This is a genomic window from Ralstonia sp. AU12-08 (assembly GCF_000442475.1).
Classification (GTDB): domain Bacteria; phylum Pseudomonadota; class Gammaproteobacteria; order Burkholderiales; family Burkholderiaceae; genus Ralstonia; species Ralstonia insidiosa.
Genome location: NZ_ASZV01000047.1, coordinates 1 through 17714, shown reverse-complemented (window position 1 = coordinate 17714; position 17714 = coordinate 1). Strand labels below are relative to the sequence as shown.

General features: G+C 64.7%; 15 protein-coding genes and 1 pseudogene. 11 read left to right on the top strand and 5 right to left on the bottom strand.

The window, feature by feature from the left end; all coding sequences use genetic code 11:
- Nucleotides 1-11 precede the first annotated feature (11 nt).
- On the top strand, nt 12-818 hold the full coding sequence (locus C404_RS52300; RefSeq protein ID WP_021196814.1) for an SDR family oxidoreductase: 807 nt from the start codon (nt 12-14) through the stop codon (nt 816-818).
- A gap of 21 nt (nt 819-839) precedes the next feature.
- Nucleotides 840-1232: a dihydroneopterin aldolase gene (locus C404_RS52295; protein WP_031329962.1), complete on the top strand. Its 393-nt coding sequence runs from the start codon at nt 840-842 to the stop codon at nt 1230-1232.
- On the opposite strand, the gene C404_RS52290 is transcribed toward C404_RS52295, so the two are convergent.
- Together C404_RS52290 and rocD are read right to left on the bottom strand one after the other, a co-directional pair.
- Complete coding sequence (locus C404_RS52290; RefSeq protein WP_021196812.1) at nt 1229-2173, bottom strand: arginase; 945 nt, start codon at nt 2171-2173, stop codon at nt 1229-1231. The genes C404_RS52295 and C404_RS52290 overlap by 4 nt on opposite strands.
- Before the next feature lie 31 nt (nt 2174-2204).
- Complete coding sequence (gene rocD, locus C404_RS52285) at nt 2205-3431, bottom strand: ornithine--oxo-acid transaminase (protein WP_021196811.1); 1227 nt, start codon at nt 3429-3431, stop codon at nt 2205-2207.
- Between the two features lie 218 nt (nt 3432-3649).
- Between rocD and C404_RS52280 the strand changes: the two genes are divergently transcribed.
- From C404_RS52280 to C404_RS52255, 6 genes are all read left to right on the top strand, one after another.
- Nucleotides 3650-4576: a LysR family transcriptional regulator gene (locus tag C404_RS52280; protein ID WP_021196810.1), complete on the top strand. Its 927-nt coding sequence runs from the start codon at nt 3650-3652 to the stop codon at nt 4574-4576.
- Between the two features lie 206 nt (nt 4577-4782).
- Nucleotides 4783-5520 (top strand): TetR/AcrR family transcriptional regulator, encoded by a 738-nt coding sequence (locus C404_RS52275; RefSeq protein WP_037012512.1) that lies wholly within the window; start codon nt 4783-4785, stop codon nt 5518-5520.
- A 48-nt stretch (nt 5521-5568) separates the two neighbouring features.
- Complete coding sequence (locus C404_RS52270; protein WP_031329959.1) at nt 5569-6543, top strand: HlyD family secretion protein; 975 nt, start codon at nt 5569-5571, stop codon at nt 6541-6543.
- A complete protein-coding gene (locus C404_RS52265; RefSeq protein WP_021196807.1) occupies nt 6540-7511 on the top strand; it encodes an ABC transporter ATP-binding protein in 972 nt (323 codons plus the stop codon). Before C404_RS52270 ends, C404_RS52265 begins: the two co-directional genes overlap by 4 nt.
- Nucleotides 7512-7513: 2 nt before the next feature.
- A complete protein-coding gene (locus C404_RS52260) occupies nt 7514-8671 on the top strand; it encodes an ABC transporter permease (RefSeq protein ID WP_031329958.1) in 1158 nt (385 codons plus the stop codon).
- 334 nt (nt 8672-9005) lie between these two features.
- Nucleotides 9006-10427 carry an efflux transporter outer membrane subunit gene (locus tag C404_RS52255; protein WP_031329956.1) on the top strand — a complete coding sequence of 474 codons (1422 nt, stop codon included), beginning with the start codon at nt 9006-9008 and terminating at the stop codon, nt 10425-10427.
- Nucleotides 10428-10708: 281 nt separating this feature from the next.
- Here C404_RS52255 and panE read toward each other — a convergent pair whose 3' ends face one another.
- Nucleotides 10709-11674: a 2-dehydropantoate 2-reductase gene (gene panE / locus C404_RS52250; protein WP_021196804.1), complete on the bottom strand. Its 966-nt coding sequence runs from the start codon at nt 11672-11674 to the stop codon at nt 10709-10711.
- A 166-nt stretch (nt 11675-11840) separates the two neighbouring features.
- Here panE and ttcA point away from each other — a divergent pair, with 166 nt between their 5' ends.
- Nucleotides 11841-12776 (top strand): tRNA 2-thiocytidine(32) synthetase TtcA, encoded by a 936-nt coding sequence (gene ttcA / locus C404_RS52245; protein WP_021196803.1) that lies wholly within the window; start codon nt 11841-11843, stop codon nt 12774-12776.
- 9 nt (nt 12777-12785) lie between these two features.
- On the opposite strand, the gene C404_RS52240 is transcribed toward ttcA, so the two are convergent.
- Entirely contained in the window at nt 12786-13748 is a 963-nt protein-coding gene (locus tag C404_RS52240; RefSeq protein WP_052027485.1) for a DUF6279 family lipoprotein, read from the bottom strand.
- 171 nt (nt 13749-13919) lie between these two features.
- On the opposite strand from C404_RS52240, the gene glmU reads away from it, so the two are divergent.
- Entirely contained in the window at nt 13920-15287 is a 1368-nt protein-coding gene (glmU, locus tag C404_RS52235; protein WP_021196801.1) for a bifunctional UDP-N-acetylglucosamine diphosphorylase/glucosamine-1-phosphate N-acetyltransferase GlmU, read from the top strand.
- Between the two features lie 113 nt (nt 15288-15400).
- Nucleotides 15401-17239 (top strand): glutamine--fructose-6-phosphate transaminase (isomerizing), encoded by a 1839-nt coding sequence (glmS, locus tag C404_RS52230; protein ID WP_021196800.1) that lies wholly within the window; start codon nt 15401-15403, stop codon nt 17237-17239.
- A gap of 208 nt (nt 17240-17447) precedes the next feature.
- On the opposite strand, the pseudogene C404_RS52225 reads toward glmS, so the two are convergent.
- Nucleotides 17448-17714 (bottom strand): annotated as a pseudogene (locus C404_RS52225) (hypothetical protein); the annotation flags it as partial.

Sequence of the window (17714 nt, the reverse complement as noted above, 5' to 3'; positions counted from 1 at the left end):
GATTGTAAACAATGGCGCAGACGCCGACTCAATCGAACGCACAACCGCCCGTACAGACACGGGTGGCCCTCGTCACCGGCGCAGGCCGCCGCGTGGGCCGCGTGATCGCCCTGGCCCTGGCCCGCCACGGCTGGGATGTGGCCGTGCATTGCCATCGCTCGCGCGCCGAGGCCGACGCCGTGGCCGCCGAGATCATCGCCATGGGCCGTCGCGCTGCCGTGCTGCAGGCCGACTTGTCGGACGAGGCCGCTGCCAGCCGCCTGGTTGGCGACTGCATCGCTGCACTGGGTACGCCCACATGCCTGGTCAATAACGCCTCGCTGTTCCAGTACGACGTGGCGACCAGCTTCAGCTATGCGTCGCTCGATACGCACATGCGCACCAACGTGGCGGCACCGTTGCTGCTGTCGCGCGAGTTGCACCGTGCACTCACGGCCGGTGATGCTGAGCATCGCGGTGTTGTCATCAACCTGCTGGATCAGAAGCTCGACAATCTGAACCCGGATTTTCTGTCGTACACGCTGTCGAAGGCGGCGTTGTCGACGGCCACCATGCAGCTTGCGCAGGCACTCGCGCCCGCGCTGCGTGTGGTGGGCGTGGCCCCCGGCATCACGATGGTGTCGGGCGACCAGTCGAGTGGCGGGTTTGCACGCGCGCACCAGATGACGCCGCTGGGCCAGTCGTCCACGCCGGAAGACATTGCCGAGGCGGTGTGCTATCTCGCCACCGCACGCGCCGTGACCGGCACCACGCTGTTCGTCGATGGAGGCCAGCACCTGATGCCGCTGGCACGCGACGTGATGTTCCTCACTGAATAATTCTTTCCCCCGGACGCTCCCATGCTTTCCCTGCTATCCCACCCGCGCCTGTCAAACTGCCGCCGCATGTTTTTGCGCAACTACGAGGTGCAGATCAACATCGGCGTGCACGACTTCGAGAAGAAGGGCGAGCAGCGCGTCCTGATCAATATCGAGCTGTACGTGCCGCTGGAATACTCCTCGCCCACGCAGGACAAGCTGCACGAAGTGGTCGACTACGATTTCATGCGCGATACGGTTGCCCGCCGCATGGCGCAAGGCCACGTTCACCTGCAGGAAACGCTATGCGATGACGTGCTGACGGCCATGCTCAAGCACCCGCACGTGCGCGCCGCGCGGGTGTCGACGGAGAAGCCAGATGTCTATCCGGATTGCGAGTCGGTGGGCGTTGAGGTCTTTCGCATCAAAGACTAAGCAGCACTCGCATACTCACGGCGCTGGGCGTGCAACGCGCCCGCGACGCTGCCCAGCAGGTCGAGCGCCAGGTGCGCCGTGATCCCGCCCCCTTGGTTGTCGTGCTGATCGTGGCGCGGGTTGTATTCCACCAGTTCGAACGCCGCAAAGCGCGCATCGCGTGCGCAAGCGGCGAGCGCTTGCGTCATGCCCTGGGCGGTGAGCCCGTCCGTTTCCGGCGAGCCCACACCCGGTGCAACTTCGGGGTCGAAGGCATCCAGATCCAGCGTTACGCCAAAGGCCGCTGTGCCTGACGTGACCAGTCGGATTGCATCCGCCATCACCGCGCGCAGGCCATTCCGTGCCACCTCAGCGGCATCAATCACGCGTACCCCCAGCAGATCGAGCAGCGCCCGTTCGGCGGGCTCATAACTGCGCGCACCAATCACCACCACATGCTGCGGTAGCAGCTTGGGCGCGGCATCGCGCACCTGCGTGAGGGCCGGCGCACCGTGGCCGAGCAGCGTTGCCAGCGGCATGCCGTGGATGGCGCCCGAGTCGCTCGTCTGCGGGGTGTGGCTGTCGAGGTGGGCGTCGATCCAGATCAGGCCGAGCGGACCTCTCGGCCGCAGGGCGTTTGCGATGCCCGACCACGTACCGATCGCGCACGAGTGATCGCCGCCGATGACGACCGGCACATGCCCCGCGTGCACGCTGTGTGCCGTCGCATCGGCCAGCGCGCGCGAGAACCCCGCCACGCCCGGCAGCGCAGCCAGCCGCGCAGACCGGTTGTGCCCGGCCGACGTTGCCAGCTCAATGTCGTGGACCAAGCCACCGCGCGTATCCGGCGTCTGCAACCGCGCCAGCGCGCCGGCCTGCAGCAGCGCACGCGGGCCGTCCTTGCAGCCGTCGTCTTGCGCGCCGCAGCCGATGGCCGCGCCGATCAGGTCAATGATGGTCATGTGTTGCTCCCCTTGATGCAGTCGTCGTTGTTCATGCCGCTTTGCGGCGCGGCCAGTCGGCCAGCGTGCGGCGGATCACGTCGCGCGCCAGCTCCAGTTCGGCCTGACCGATTACCAGCGGTGGTGTGAGGCGAATCACATTGCCGTAGGTATCCTTGGACAGCACGCCGTGTTCGGCCAGCGCCGCGACAAAATCGTGGGCTTCGATGTCGGCATCGAGTTGCAGGCCGATCATCAAACCGCGCCCGCGTACTTGGCGCACGCCGTGCCCGACCAGCGTTTTCAGTTCGGCGATGAAGGCGTCACCCAGGCGCGCCGCACGCTGCGGCAGTTGTTCTTCGATCAGTAAGGCGAGTGCCGCGCGGCCAATGTGCGCCGCCAGCGGGTTGCCGCCGAAGGTCGAGCCGTGGTCGCCCGGCTGGAACACCCCGATGACCGACTCGCGCCCGGCAATGGCCGACACCGGCATCATGCCGCCGCCCAGTGCCTTGCCTAGTACCACCAGGTCGGCATCTACACCTTCGTGCCAGCTCGCCAGGACATCGCCGGTGCGGCCCAGGCCGGTTTGTACCTCATCGCAGACCAGCAGCACGTTGTGCTGCGTTGCCAGTTCACGTGCCAGCTTCAGGTAGCCCGGTGGTGGCACCACGATGCCGCCTTCACCCTGCACAGGTTCCATCAGGATGGCGCCCGTGTTGGGCCCGATGGCCGCGCGCAGTGCATCGGCATCGCCAAATGGAATGCGCCGGAATCCCGCCGCGAACGGCCCGAACCCATAGCGGTATTGATCGTGGGACGAGAAGCCGACGATGGTGGTCGTGCGGCCGTGGAAGTTGTTCTCGAAGACGATGATTTCGGCCACATCAGGCGACAGGCCTTTCACATCGCGCGCCCATTTGCGGGCGGCCTTGATGGCGGTTTCCACGGCTTCGGCGCCGGTGTTCATCGGCAGCGCGCGATCCATGCGTGTGATGCGGCAGACGTCGGCCAGGAAAGGGCCCAGCTCGGTGTTGTGGAAGGCACGCGAAGTGAGCGTGAGCCGGCCGGCTTGCTCCACAAGCGCCGCAACCAGCTTGGGATGCGAATGCCCGAAGCTGACGGCCGAGTAGGCGGACATCATGTCCAGATAGCGGCGACCATCGGTATCGAACAGCCACACACCTTCACCGCGTTCCAGCATGACCGGCAGGGGCGCATAGTTGCGCGCGCCGTAGGCGGCTTCCAGGGCATAGCTCGGATGTTGCAGTGCGGTCGTCATGATGGCCTCCGGGCACGTTGGTCGTTCACTTGCGGCGAATTCTGCGATCTGACAAACTCAAAATCAAATCGAATGTTTTTGGTTTTTCGATCCAAAAATTTGATCAATCAAGGAGCCGCTCACAACGCTCTCCTGGCTAGGCGCGCCGACGTAGGCAGTCCTGAAGTACGACAAGTCGGCGCAACGACGCCAGGGGCGCGTTGTGAGCGGCGATACCCATGTCCCACTCGCCGTTGCGCTATCTGCATAGCTTCCTGACCGTCGCCAACGAGGGCAGCTTCGTGCGTGCGGCAGACCGCCTGGCCGTGTCGCAGCCGGCACTGTCGTACCAGATGCGGCAACTGGAGCAATGGCTGGGCGTGCCCCTGTTCGAGCGCTCGGGGCGCAAGCTCGTGCTCACGCGGGCCGGTGCTTCCGTGCGTGCGTGGTGCCGCGACGCGTTTGCCGGGCTGGATGAATTGCGCGCCGCACTGCACAGCGGCGAGATAGAGCGCGTGTCGCTCAAGCTGGCCAGCGGCTCCAGCTTCGGGCGCTATGTGCTGATGTCGGCACTGCTGACACCGTCGCCGGAATCCGACGCACCGCTGCTCGATGATGTGCGACTGGAGTTGGCGTTCGGTAGCGACGACGAAGTCTTTGGCCATGTCGAGTCCGGCCGCGCAGACCTTGGTTTTGTCTACACACCACGCACGTCTCGCCTGTTCGAGCACCACGCTGTCTACACCGAGGAGTTCGTGCTCGCGTGCAGTGCGCGCGCGCTGCGTGAGCAGGGCGCCCCGCGCACGCTGACCGATTGCGCAGCGCTACCTTTCGTCACCTATGACGAGTCCGATGCGGTGTACGGCCTGTGGTTCAAGGCGCTCTTCCGCCGCTTGCCCGAGACCACCGTCAGCGCGCACCACGTGTCGGACCTGGAGGAGGTGAGTACGCTGGTGGAGGCGGGCGTGGGCTGGTCCGTGCTGCCGCTGCATGCCATTCAGGAAGCAGTGGAGCGCGGACGCCTGCAAGTGGTGCGGCCGACGACAACACGGCGCTGCCTGAACACCGTGTTTGCCGTGCGCCGCACGTCGAGCTTCCCGAGCGAAGCGCAGGATCGTCTGCTGGTACGCCTTGCCCAGCTCAATGCCGCGACCGCGAATGGCTGAGGCGTGAGCCGCGTCGAAGCGGATGCGGCTGTCGTAGCGGCAGTGCGGTGCCGTCGGTGACCGTGGGGCTATCTCGGCTCCGACCTTGCTTTCGGCCGCCGCCCGAGTCGCGCGCACCTCTTCGAATGCGCAGTCGATCTCTCTGAGTTGCTCGGCGCCGTGTCTTTGTCTTGAAATTAATTAATTCGACAATTAATATGCGGCGCATGGCAACCCGAAAACCTTCTCCACGCGGCCCAGGCCGCCCCCGCCGACGCGATGGCGCGACGCAGGATGACCTGCGCGACCGCTTGCTCGACATGGCCGTGACGCTGTTCGCACGGGATGGTGTTGGCCCGACCACGCTCGCCGCCATCGCGCGCGAGGCTGGCGTGACGGCGCCGATGGTGCACTACCACTTCAAGACGCGCGATCAACTGCTCGACGCGGTGGTGGAGGCGCGCATCCGTCCGCTGATCGATCAGGTGACGGGGCCGGCGCTGGAGCGCATTGCCGACGACAGTCACTTGCCTGACTTGGCGCAGACGATTGCGGGCGTGGCACAGCGCATGGTGGCGATGGCGGCGAGCACGCCGTGGTTTCCGCCGCTGTGGATTCGCGAGGTCGCCAGTGATGGCGGCCAGTTGCGCGAGCGCGTCTTCGAGCGCATTGCGCTGGAGCGCGCCAAGCTGATCGTGGGGCGCATCACCCGAGCGCAGGCTGCCGGCGCGGTGAACCCCGCGTTGCAGCCGCCGCTGTTGATGCTCTCCGTGATCGGCCTGGCGATGTTGCCGCTGGCCACACGGCCACTGTGGGGGCGCTTGCCCCAGGCAGACCAGGTGGACGACGAGGCCATCGGCCGGCATGTGGCGGCGCTGCTGCTGCACGGCATCGGCCCGGGCGCTGCGGTAGCGGATGCCGGCGGCAAGTCGACCAAGGCGGCCAAGAACAAGACGCACAAGTAGGGCATTGCAGCGGGTCAATCGCATCAATCCATTCCGGCGGAGCACGGTATGCGGCAAGTGTTGTGGAACGGTAGAACGGCGTGTCTGGCCGCAGTGGCGGCGGCAGTTGCAGCGTTGAGTGGCTGCGCGAAGCAGGACGCCAACACCTATCAGGGCTATGTAGAGGGCGAGTTCGTCTATGTCGCCTCGCCCGTAGGCGGGCGGCTGGACCACCTGGGCGTGCAGCGCGGGCAGACCGTCAGTACTGGGGCGCCGTTGTTCGTGCTCGAGTCCGTGGATGAAACCGCAGCGCGCCAGCAGGCGGCGGCGCAGTTGCAATCGGCCGAAGCACAACTGGCCGATCTGAACCTCGGCAAGCGTGTGCCCGAAGTGGATGCCGTGCGTGCGCAGTTGGCGCAGGCGGTGGTGGCCGACAAGCTCTCTGCCATCCAGCTCACGCGCGATGAGGCGCAGTTCCGCGCGGGCGGCATCCCGCAAGCGCAGCTCGATACCAGCCGCTCCACCGCACAGACCAACGCCCAGCGCGTGCGCGAACTGACCAACCAGCTGCGCATCGCCCAACTGCCGGCGCGCAATGACCAGATTCGCGCGCAAGCGGCACAGGTTGAGGCGGCACGTGCCGCCGTCGCGCAAGCGCAATGGCGGCTCGACCAGAAGGCGCAGAAGGCGACGCAAGGCGGCCTCGTGTTCGACACCCTGTACCGGGAAGGGGAATGGGTGGGCGCCGGCAGCCCGGTGGTGCGCATGCTGCCGCCGGCCAACGTGAAGGTGCGCTTCTTCGTGCCCCAGGGCGTGGTTGGTTCGCTCAAGCCGGGGCGGGCGGCGCGCATTCACTGCGATGGCTGCGCGGCGGATGTGAACGCCACTGTCACCTACGTTGCCAACGAGGCCGAGTACACGCCGCCCGTGATCTACAGCAACACCACGCGCGACAAGCTTGTCTTCATGGTGGAGGCCCGTCCGACGCCGGCCGATGGCCCCAAGCTGCGCCCGGGGCAACCCGTTGAGGTGACGTTGCAATGACCACCTCGGGCAATCACAACGGCAGCGGTGCGAGTGGGCGTGATTACGCCATCGACGTGCGTGGGCTGAACAAGCACTTCGGTGACAAGCACGTCGTGAAAGACCTCTCCATGCAGGTTGCGCGCGGTGAGATCTTTGGCTTTCTCGGGCCCAACGGCAGCGGTAAGACCACATCGATCCGCATGATGTGCGGGCTGCTCACGCCCGACAGCGGCAGCGGCACCTGCCTGGGCTACGACATCCTCAAGGAGTCCGCTCAGATCAAGCGCCGTGTCGGCTACATGACGCAGCGCTTCTCGTACTGGGACGATCTCTCCATCCGCGAGAACCTTGACTTCGTTGCGCGCCTGTATGAGATGCCCAACCGGCGCGAAGCGGTGGACCACGCGCTGGAGACGCTGGGGCTGGCCTCGCGCGCCAAGCAACTGGCGGGCGCGTTGTCGGGCGGCTGGAAGCAGCGGCTGGCGCTAGCGGCCTGCATGCTGCATCAACCCGAGTTGCTGCTGCTCGACGAACCCACCGCCGGTGTCGACCCGAAAGCCCGCCGCGATTTCTGGGAAGAACTGCATCGCCTCGCTGCACAAGGCATTTCGGTGCTGGTCAGCACGCACTACATGGATGAGGCCGAGCGTTGCCACAAGCTCGCCTACATCGCGTATGGCGAACTGCTGGCGCAAGGCACCGCCAGCGAGGTGATTGCCAGCCAGCGGTTGTCGACGTGGTCGGTGATGGGCGGCAATCTGGTGGACCTGGGGCGCAAGCTCGATGGCCAGCCTGGTGTGGACCAGACCGTTGCGTTTGGCTCCGTGCTGCACGTGACGGGCGCCGATGCGCAGGCACTGGAGGCCACACTGCGCGGTCTGGCCAGTGAGTCGGGCGTGCGCGTGGCGCCGATCGACACCGGCCTGGAAGACGTCTTCATCCACATGATGCGCGGCTCGTCCGACAACTACGGAGCGCAGCCATGAGCATCACCCTCAACGGCAATCGCTTTTCGGTCCAGCGCTGGTGGAGCGTGGTGCTCAAGGAGTTCCTGCAACTGCGGCGGGATCGCGTGACGTTCGCCATGATGATCGGCATTCCGATCATGCAGTTGTTCCTGTTCGGCTTTGCCATCAACGCGGATCCGAAGCACCTGCTGACCGGTGTCATTGCGGCGGACCAGAGCGAGTTCACGCGCAGCTTCCTGGCCGGCATGCGCAACTCCGACTACTTCGACCTCGCCAAAACCCTGCCCGACGAAACAGCGGGGCGCGAGGCGCTGGCCAAGGGGCAGTTGCAGTTTGTCGTCACCATCCCGCCGGACTTCACGCGCAAGCTGGTGCGCGGTGAGAGGCCCTCGCTGCTGGTGGAAGCGGATGCGACAGACCCGGCCGCGACAGGCCTGGCGGTGGCTTCACTCTCGCAACTGGTGCAAGGCGTGGTCGACAAGGACATGAAGGGCGCGCTGGCACCGCTGGCTGGTGGCACGAACGGTGCAGCGCCGCCATTCGACGTGCGCGTCCACAAGCTCTACAACCCGGAAGGCGTCACGCAGTACAACATCATCCCTGGCCTCATGGGCACCATCCTCACGATGACCATGGTGATGATGACGGGCCTGGCCATGACGCGCGAACGCGAGCGCGGCACCATGGAAAACCTGCTTGCCACGCCGGTGCATCCGCTGGAGGTGATGACGGGCAAGATCGTGCCCTACATCTTCATCGGGCTGGTGCAGGTGACCATCATTCTGCTGATGGCGTACTTCGTGTTTCAGGTGCCGTTTGTCGGCAGCGTGTGGATGGTCTACGTGTCTGCGCTGCTGTTTATTGTGGCGAGCCTGACGGTGGGGATCACGCTGTCGTCGCTCGCGCAGAACCAGTTGCAGGCGACTCAGCTCACGTTCTTCTACTTCCTGCCGAACATCTTGCTCTCGGGGTTCATGTTTCCGTTTGTGGGCATGCCGAAGTGGGCGCAGGTGATTGGAAACCTGCTGCCGATGACGTACTTCAACCGGCTCACGCGTGGGATTTTGCTCAAGGGCAATGGGTGGTTTGAGCTGTGGCCCAGCATCTGGCCGTTGATGGTGTTTACGGTGGTGGTGCTGAGTATTGCGTTGCGGTTTTATCGCAAGACGCTGGATTGAGGTGGCTATGCGAACGCTCTTGATTCGTTGCAGGAACGGGGTTGTTGGTCCATCCCCTGTTTCATCCCCTGCCGGGGCTGACTCACTTTTCTTTGTCTTGCCAAAGAAAAGTAAGCAAAAGAAAGGCGCGCCCGAGATGGCGAAAGACTCCTTGAATTTTCGTAACCGGGCGGAGACGGGAAAAACTCGCTGCGCTCAAACAGTTTCCCGTCTTTTTTCCGCCCGCTTACGAAAATTCAAGGCGCCATCAAGGGCAGGGTACGGCCAAACCGTCTGGGGGTGTGCGTTGGTGTTCAGTCGCGCTTTGGCGGGTCGTAAGCGGGCCGTTGGTGTTCTGCTGGTTTCCGCATTGGCGATGAGTGGCTGCGCCGTCGGCCCCGACTTCAAGACGCCTGCTGCGCCTGTGGCATCAGGCTACTCCGCACAGCCCGTGCCGCGCGAGACGGCATCGGCGCCCATCCCTGGTGGTGAAGCGCAGCATTTGGCTGATGCAAATGTGCCGGGCGATTGGTGGCATCTGTTTCAATCTCCCGCGCTTGATGCGTTGGTGGATGAAGCGCTGCGTGCCAGCCCGTCGGTCATGCAGGCCGAGGCGCGCCTGCGCCAGGCCCAGGCTGAAGCCGAGGCGCAGTTCGGCTACGCGCTGCCCACGGTGGATGGCACCGTGTCCGCCGTGCGCCAGCAAGTCAACCCGGAAGCGTTCGGTTTCAACACGCCCAAGCCGGGGCCGTTCACGTTGTACTCGGCGTCGCTGTCGGTGTCGTATGCACTGGACATTTTTGGCGGCGTGCGCCGGGCATTGGAAGCGTCACGTGCGGAAGTGGATACGCAGCGCTATGAGTTGGAAGCTGCACGCCTGGCACTCGCCGGCAATGTGGTGACGTCGGTGGTGCGCATCGCCTCGCTCGATGCGCAGATCGCCACCACGCAGCGGCTGGTGGCCGAGCAGCGCAAGCAACTCCAGATTACCGAGCGTCGCTTGAACCTGGGTGGTGTGGCGAACGTTGACGTGCTTTCGCAGCGCACCCTCGTCGCGCAGACGGAGGCGACACTGCCACCGCTCGCCCAGCAAGCCGCGCAGATGCGGCATCGGTTGTCGGTGCTGCTTGGTCGTGAGCCAGGGGCAGGGTTGCCGGACTTGCCCACGCTCGATGCCTTGCGCCTGCCAGACCCGCTGCCCGTGTCATTGCCGTCGACGCTCGCACAGCGCCGGCCCGACATCCGCGCGGCTGAGGCGATGTGGCACGAAGCCAGCGCCAACGTGGGCGTTGCCACGGCCAACTTGTTCCCGCGGATCACCTTGTCCGCAGGGTTGGGTTCTGAGACGACGGGTTTCCGCAACGTGCTGGGCGCCGGCTCCAGCATCTGGAACCTGGGCGCCTCGCTCACGCAGCCGATCTTCCATGGCGGCACCCTGCGCGCCAAGAAGCGCGAGGCCGAAGCCGCCTACGACGCAGCAGGCGCGGCGTACAAGCAGACCGTGTTGCAAGGCTTGCAGGAAGTGGCCGACGCCCTGCACGCCGTACACAACGACGCACAAGCACTGCAGGCGCGGGCGCTGGCAACCGATCAGGCCCAGCAGACATTGCAAGCCGCCCAAGCCCGCCACGCCGCCGGTGGCATCAGCACGCTCACGCTGCTGGACGCGCAGCGCCAGGTTGATCAAGCAACGCTGCAACAGGTACAGAGCCGCGCAGATCGCCTGCTGGACTCCGCCGCCCTGATGCAAGCACTAGGCGGTGGTTGGCAGCAATGAACGCTGCCGGCAACACGCGCATACAGATGGTGTGGCCGTACCCTGCCCTAGATGGCGCCTTGAATTTCTGTTGCAGGGAGGAAAAAGGAAGGGGAACTGTCTGAGCGCAGCGAGTTTTCCCCTTCCCCTCTGCGACAGAAATTCAAGGAGGGGGTCGCCATCTCGGGCGCGCCTTTCTTTGCTTACTTTCTTTGGCAAGACAAAGAAAGTGAGTCAGCCCCGGCAGGGGATGAAAGGGAGGTGAACCACCAAGCCCCAACCCTCCCCAAAAGCACCACCGCTCAAACAGCAGCCCGCAACAACCGCTGCTGATACGCCTGCAAATGCGCATAAGCCACGCGCAGGAGCGAAACATCCACCCCCAGCTTGCGCCCCCGCTGCAGCATGTCCCCGACGATATGCGCCGCCTCCACGCGGCCACCGTTCTCCAGATCCCGCAGCATGGATGCCGTCAGCGGTGACCCCACCTGCGTCAGCACCAACTGACCACGCTCACGCGCCTGCGTACGGATCGGGTAACCCGATGCAGCCGACACCGATTGGCACGCCGCAAACATCTCCTCGTTCAGCGCACGGCCCTCATCCGTGGCAACGATCTCGCCCACGTTGGCCCGCATCAGGCACGTCATCGACGCCAGCGAGGTCAGGAAGGCAAACTTCTCCCACATGTCCTGCATCACGTTGTCGGCCAGCACCGTATCAAAGCTGGCGGTGGCAAACACGTTGCGGATCGCCTCGGTGCGCTCGCGCGGGGCGTGCGGCGTGCGCTCGCCAAAGGTGATGGACTGCGCCGCCGGGCCTTGTCCAAAACCCAGGTGCAGCACGGCACCGTCAGGCGCAGTGGTGGCGCTGATATGGCACAGGCCACCCAGCACGCGTGATTCGCCAAACGCGGCATCCAGCAGCTCCAGATGCGCCAGCCCGTTGAGCACCGGCAGCACGACAGTGCGCTCGCCCACCGTGGGGCGGATCGCAGCAATCGCATCGTCCAGGTCATAGGCCTTGCAGCTCAGCAGGATGAGATCGGCATGGCCCCGTTGTTGGGCCCATCCTGCAGCCTCGTCGGCGGTAATGATCTGGACGGGCAACTGCGCATCACCCGCCGGGCTGCGGATCACCAGACCTTGTGCGCGCAACAGTGCCGCCCGCGCCGGGCGTACTAGAAAGGTTACGTCTGCGCCGGCCTGGGCGAGCCGTCCGCCGAAATAGCCGCCGGTGCCGCCGGCGCCGAGTACCAGAATCCGCATTGCTGTCTCCGTGTTGGGCAGGGGATGAAGCAAACGATTCTAGGCCGGTTCGTCCAAGCTTGCAGACGGTGCGCCCGCGTGGCGTCGGGGCACGCTAAAATACTGATTTTCCTCACGATTTGACGCCCGTTCGGCCATTATTCAGCGCTGGCGGGGTCAGCATGCCATGACGTTTTCCAATAACTTCCACCGCCTCGAAACCCGCCTGCAGTCGGCGGTCGGTCGCGCCATCGGCGACTTCAAGATGATCGAGGACGGCGACACCATCCTCGTGTGCCTGTCCGGCGGCAAGGACTCGTACACGATGCTGTCGATCCTGATGGCGCTGCAAAAGCGCGCGCCCGTCAACTTCAAGCTGATCGCCATGAACCTCGATCAGAAGCAGCCGGGCTTTCCGGAAGAGGTGCTGCCCAACTATCTGAAGAAGACGGGGGTGGAGTACGTGATCGTCGAGGCGGACACGTATTCGATCGTCAAGGAGAAGGTGCCCGAGGGCAAGACCACGTGCTCGCTGTGCTCGCGCCTGCGCCGTGGTGTGATCTACCGCACCGCCAAGGAGCTGGGCGCCAACAAGATCGCGCTGGGCCACCACCGCGACGACATCGTCAACACGTTCTTCCTGAACATGTTCTTTGGCGGCAAGATGAAGGCGATGCCGCCCAAGTTGGCCACCGACAATGGCGACCACATCGTCATCCGCCCGCTGGCGTACTGCGCGGAAAAGGACATTGCCTCCTACGCCCGTGCGATGGAGTTCCCGATCATCCCGTGCAACCTGTGTGGCTCGCAGGAAAACCTGCAGCGCAAGAAGGTCAAGGAGATGCTGCTGGAGTGGGAGCGCCAGCATCCGGGCCGCACCGACAAGATCTTCGCGTCGCTGCAGAACGTCGTGCCTTCGCACCTGGCCGATACGGAGCTGTTCGACTTCAACGGCCTGAGCACGGGCCTGGCCAAGATCGGCGAGGATTCGCTGTTCGGCCAGACCTCTTACGATCAGGCGCCGCTGGTGTTTGCGGGCTCGCATGACGACCGCATCGAATTCGTGCGCTTTGAGCGCAAGCCGTCCGACGCAGCGGCCGCCGACGAGGCTGCAGCAAACTGATCGCCGCGTTCAGTTGTTCTGCGCCTGAGGCGCGGCGCCAGCCTCACCCTCTCGCATCAGATCGCGTACGTCGTTGAGCCAGCCTTGCAGGCGCTCGCGCGCATGCTGTTTCTGGCGCGGTGTGGTCAGGTTGGCGATGGTGATCAGCATGGCGGTATCGGCCTCGCGGCGCAGGCGCTGGTGCACACCACGCTCGCCCGGTGCCTGCTGCCACTGGTCGGCATAGGCGGTGAGCCATTGCATGACAGTCGTCTCATCGGGGCGAGCCTGCTGCACGCGGGCAATCAGCGCCAGCCACGCCTGCTGCCGCGCGATGCGCTCCTCATACCGGGCCGGGGTGCTGTCCACCATCGGGGCGATGGCCGTGCGGATGGCCTCTTCCTGCTCGGACGAGAAGTTGCCATACACGATTCGTGCGTCTTCCATCACTTTCTTGAGGCGTGCCTGCATGCGTTCCTGGGCGTCGCTGCCCAGATAGCGGCGCTGGTATTTCTCGTTGCTTTCGGCCTGCTTCTTTTGCACGTGCGCAAGCTGGGCAGGCGTGGTGCTCAGCAGCAAACGGGAGATATCGGGCTTGGCCTGGTCAAAGGCGGCGCGCCCGAACTGCTGGAAGGCGTCCTGGTACGCGCGCATCTGCTGCGCTGTCATGGGTTGCTGCAATTCATCCTGCGCATGCCGCAGGAGTGCTGCCACGCGCGGCAGCTGGTCTTGCCGGTGCCAGGCAAAGAAGCGCGTGATGGCCTCGCGCGTGGGGCCGGTCTGGGCGTCCTGCAGGTCAAACTGGCCGTCGATCCACCAATAGGTCAGTCGCGCCCCCTGGCTGTAGCCCACTTTCACGGTGCTGCACGCCTGCAGGCAGGCCAACGAGACGACCGCCGCCAGCACGACCAGCCAGCGGCCTAGCCGGCCTGGCAATGGCGCAATTGCAACAATTCGACCATTTGACGGGTTCAGTTGGGGGGTAGGCCCCATGCTAAAATTTTTCATCTGTGTCTTATCCGCCGCAAATGCGCCCCATAGAAGGGTTTGCAGGCGGTTCAGCCAACTTGAGGGGAGGTGGCGGGCAGCAGGTTCCGGGTGGCCATGTGCGTGCTTGGGACACCGCCGCAGGCTATCGCTTCGAGTCACTCTAGGAACCTCCTTGTGAATATCGTCATCCTTGCCGCCGGCATGGGCAAACGCATGCGTTCCGCCCTGCCGAAAGTGCTGCACCCGCTGGCCGGCAAACCGCTGCTGGCCCACGTGATCGAAACCGCGCGGTCCATGTCGCCGACACGCCTGGTGGTGGTGGTGGGCCACGGCGGCGAGCGCGTGCGTGAGATGGTCGGCGCGCCCGATGTCACCTTCGCGACGCAGGAGCAGCAGCTCGGTACCGGCCACGCCGTCATGCAGGCAGTCGACCAACTCGATGAGAGCGTACCCACCCTGGTGCTCTATGGCGACGTGCCGCTCACCCGTGCAGAAACGCTGGGCGCGCTGGTTGGCGCGGCCGGCCAGGACCACCTGGGCGTGCTGACCGTACACCTGGATGACCCGACCGGCTATGGCCGCATCGTGCGCGACGCAGCCGGCCGCATCACCCGTATCGTCGAGCAGAAGGACGCCAACGAAACGCAGCTTGCCATTCACGAGGTCAACACCGGTATCTTGGTGTGCCCGACGGCCAAGCTCAAGACGTGGCTGGCCACGCTATCCAACAACAACGCGCAGGGTGAGTACTACCTGACCGACGTGATCGAGCGCGCCGCCACCGATGGCGTGCCCATCACCTCCGCACACCCGCTGGCCGAATGGGAAACGCTCGGCGTGAACAGCAAGGTGCAACTGGCCGAGCTGGAACGCATTCACCAGCGCAACCTCGCGCAGCAACTGCTGGAAGACGGCGTCACGCTCGTCGACCCGGCGCGCATCGACGTTCGCGGCAAGCTGTCGTGCGGGCGCGATGTGGTGATCGACGTCAACTGCATCTTTGAGGGCAACGTCACGCTGGGCGACGGTGTGCACATCGGCGCCAACGCGGTGATCCGCAACGCGACCATCGACGCCGGCACCGAGATTCTGCCGTTCTGCCATATCGAGCAGGCCAAGGTGGGTGCCGACTCGCGCATCGGCCCGTATGCGCGCCTGCGCCCGGGCACCGAGCTGGCCGAAGATGTGCACATCGGCAACTTTGTCGAGGTGAAGAACAGCCAGGTGGCCGCGCACAGCAAGGCCAACCACCTCGCTTATGTGGGCGATGCCACGGTGGGTTCGCGCGTGAACATCGGCGCGGGCACGATCACTTGCAACTACGACGGCGCGAACAAGTTCCGCACCATCATCGAAGACGACGCCTTCATTGGCTCCGACACACAGCTCGTGGCGCCGGTGCGCGTGGGCAAGGGTGCCACGCTGGGTGCCGGCACGACGCTGACCAAGGATGCGCCGGAGGGCAAGCTGACGGTCTCGCGTGCGCGCCAAGTCACTATTGACAGCTGGCAGCGCCCAGTCAAGCAGAAGAAGGACGCCTGACAGCTGTTCTCCTGCGCCGAACAGCGGATGCCGCTGCAGCGCACGAGCATCGATACTGAATGCATACCGAGTGCGGCGCACAACGGCGCCGTGCTCAAACTGGAGAAATCAACATGTGCGGTATCGTCGGCGCGGTTTCCACGCGCAATATCGTTCCCGTCCTGATCGAAGGACTGCGCCGCCTGGAATACCGCGGCTATGACTCGTGCGGCGTTGCCGTGCAGCGCGATGGCCAGCTTGAGCGCGCGCGCACCGTGTCGCGCGTGGCCGACCTCGACACGCAGGCGCAGACCAGCCACCTGGACGGCGCCATCGGCATCGCCCACACGCGCTGGGCCACGCACGGCAAGCCGGATACCGTCAATGCGCACCCGCACTTCTCGGGCGACACCATCGCCCTGGTGCACAACGGCATCATCGAGAACTACGAAGCGCTGCGCGACGAGCTCAAGGCCGTCGGCTACGGCTTTGAATCGCAGACCGACACCGAGGTGGTCGCCCACCTGATCCACCAAGCCTATACGTACCCGAGCAGCGCCACGCGCGGCAACCTGTTTGCCTCGGTGCGCGCGTCGGTCAAGCGCCTGCATGGTGCCTATGCCATTGCCGTGTTTGCCCGCGACAACCCCGACGTGGTGGTGGGCGCGCGTGCCGGCTCGCCACTGGTGGTGGCCCTGGGCGAGAACGAATCGTTCCTCGCCTCCGACGCGCTGGCCGTAGCCGGTACGGCCAGCCGCATGGCCTATCTGGAAGAAGGCGACGTGGTGGAAATCACCCGCGAGGGTTTCACCGTGGTGGACGCGCACGACCGCCCGGTCGAACGCGAGGTCAAGGAAGTCGGCACGTACGCAGCAGCGGTGGAACTCGGTCCGTTCCGCCACTTCATGCAGAAGGAAATCTTCGAGCAGCCGCGCGCCCTGGGCGACACGCTCGAAGGCATTCAGGGCTTTGGCCCCGATCTGTTCGGCCCGCGCGCAGCCGAGGTGCTCTCCAAGGTTGACAGCGTGCTGATCCTGGCCTGCGGTACGAGCTACTACTCGGGCTGCACCGCCAAGTACTGGCTGGAGTCGATCGCCAAGATTCCGACGCAGGTCGAAGTCGCCAGCGAATACCGTTACCGCGAGACGGTGCCCAACCCGAACGCGCTGGTCGTCGTGATCTCGCAATCGGGCGAGACCGCCGACACGCTGGCCGCACTGCGCCACGCACGCGAGCTGGGCCATACGCACACGCTGGCCTTCTGCAACGTGGCGACCAGCGCCATGGTGCGCGAGACCGAACTCAAGTTCCTCACGCGCGCCGGCACCGAGATTGGCGTGGCCTCCACCAAGGCGTTCACCACGCAGCTGGCTGCGCTGTACATGCTGTCGCTGACGTTTGCCAAGCTGCGCGGCCATCTGAGCGACGCGCAGGAAGAAGACGCCCTGCGCCACCTGCGCCACCTGCCGTCTGCACTGAACGCCGTGCTGGCGCTGGAGCCGCAGATCATTGCGTGGTCGGAAGAGTTTGCCCGTCGTGAGAATGCGCTGTTCCTGGGCCGTGGCCTGCACTACCCGATCGCCCTGGAAGGCGCGCTCAAGCTCAAGGAAATCTCGTACATCCACGCTGAGGCCTACCCGGCCGGCGAACTCAAGCACGGCCCGCTGGCACTGGTGACCGAACAGATGCCCGTGGTGACGGTGGCCCCGAACGACGCACTGCTCGAAAAGCTCAAGTCGAACATCCAGGAAGTGCGCGCACGCGGCGGCAAGCTGTACGTGTTTGCCGATGCCGATACGCAAATCCACTCTAGCGACGGCATCCAGGTGATCCGCATGCCGGAGCACTACGGCCAGCTCTCGCCGATCCTGCACGTGGTGCCGCTGCAGCTGCTGGCGTATCACACGGCACTGGCGCGTGGGACGGATGTGGATAAGCCGCGGAACCTCGCCAAGTCGGTCACAGTCGAGTAAACACGGTCGCTGTGCAAAAAAGATAACGGGAGACAAAAAAGTCTGTACCTGTACAAAAAAGTTTGTACCTGTACAAAAAAGTCTGTACCAGGTCCCGCTGTTGAGACGTATAGACACCGGTCTGCCCCGATTAAGCGGGGGACCGGTGTTTTTTTTCGAATAGGTGTTGGCTAAGCGGAAGCAGGCGTCGCCGCTGTTTCCCCAGACCTTAGTCGTAGGGCGACCAGTGGACCCCGTCGTAGAAGTTCGATGGCAATTCGATGCTCAGCGTGCCGAATTTATCCAACAGCTTCTTGGCGAGCTCGGGCGAGGCGACCTGTTCCGCGTAGAGGGTGTGGGAGTAAACCAAACCGCCGTCGTTGCTTTCGTTCGGCAAAATCTCCGCGTCCACAAGGGTTTCAGCTTCCTCCAAGCCGATGCCGAGTTCACTGGCTAGCGCCTGCGTGTTGATTTGCACCGAATCCTGACCCACCCG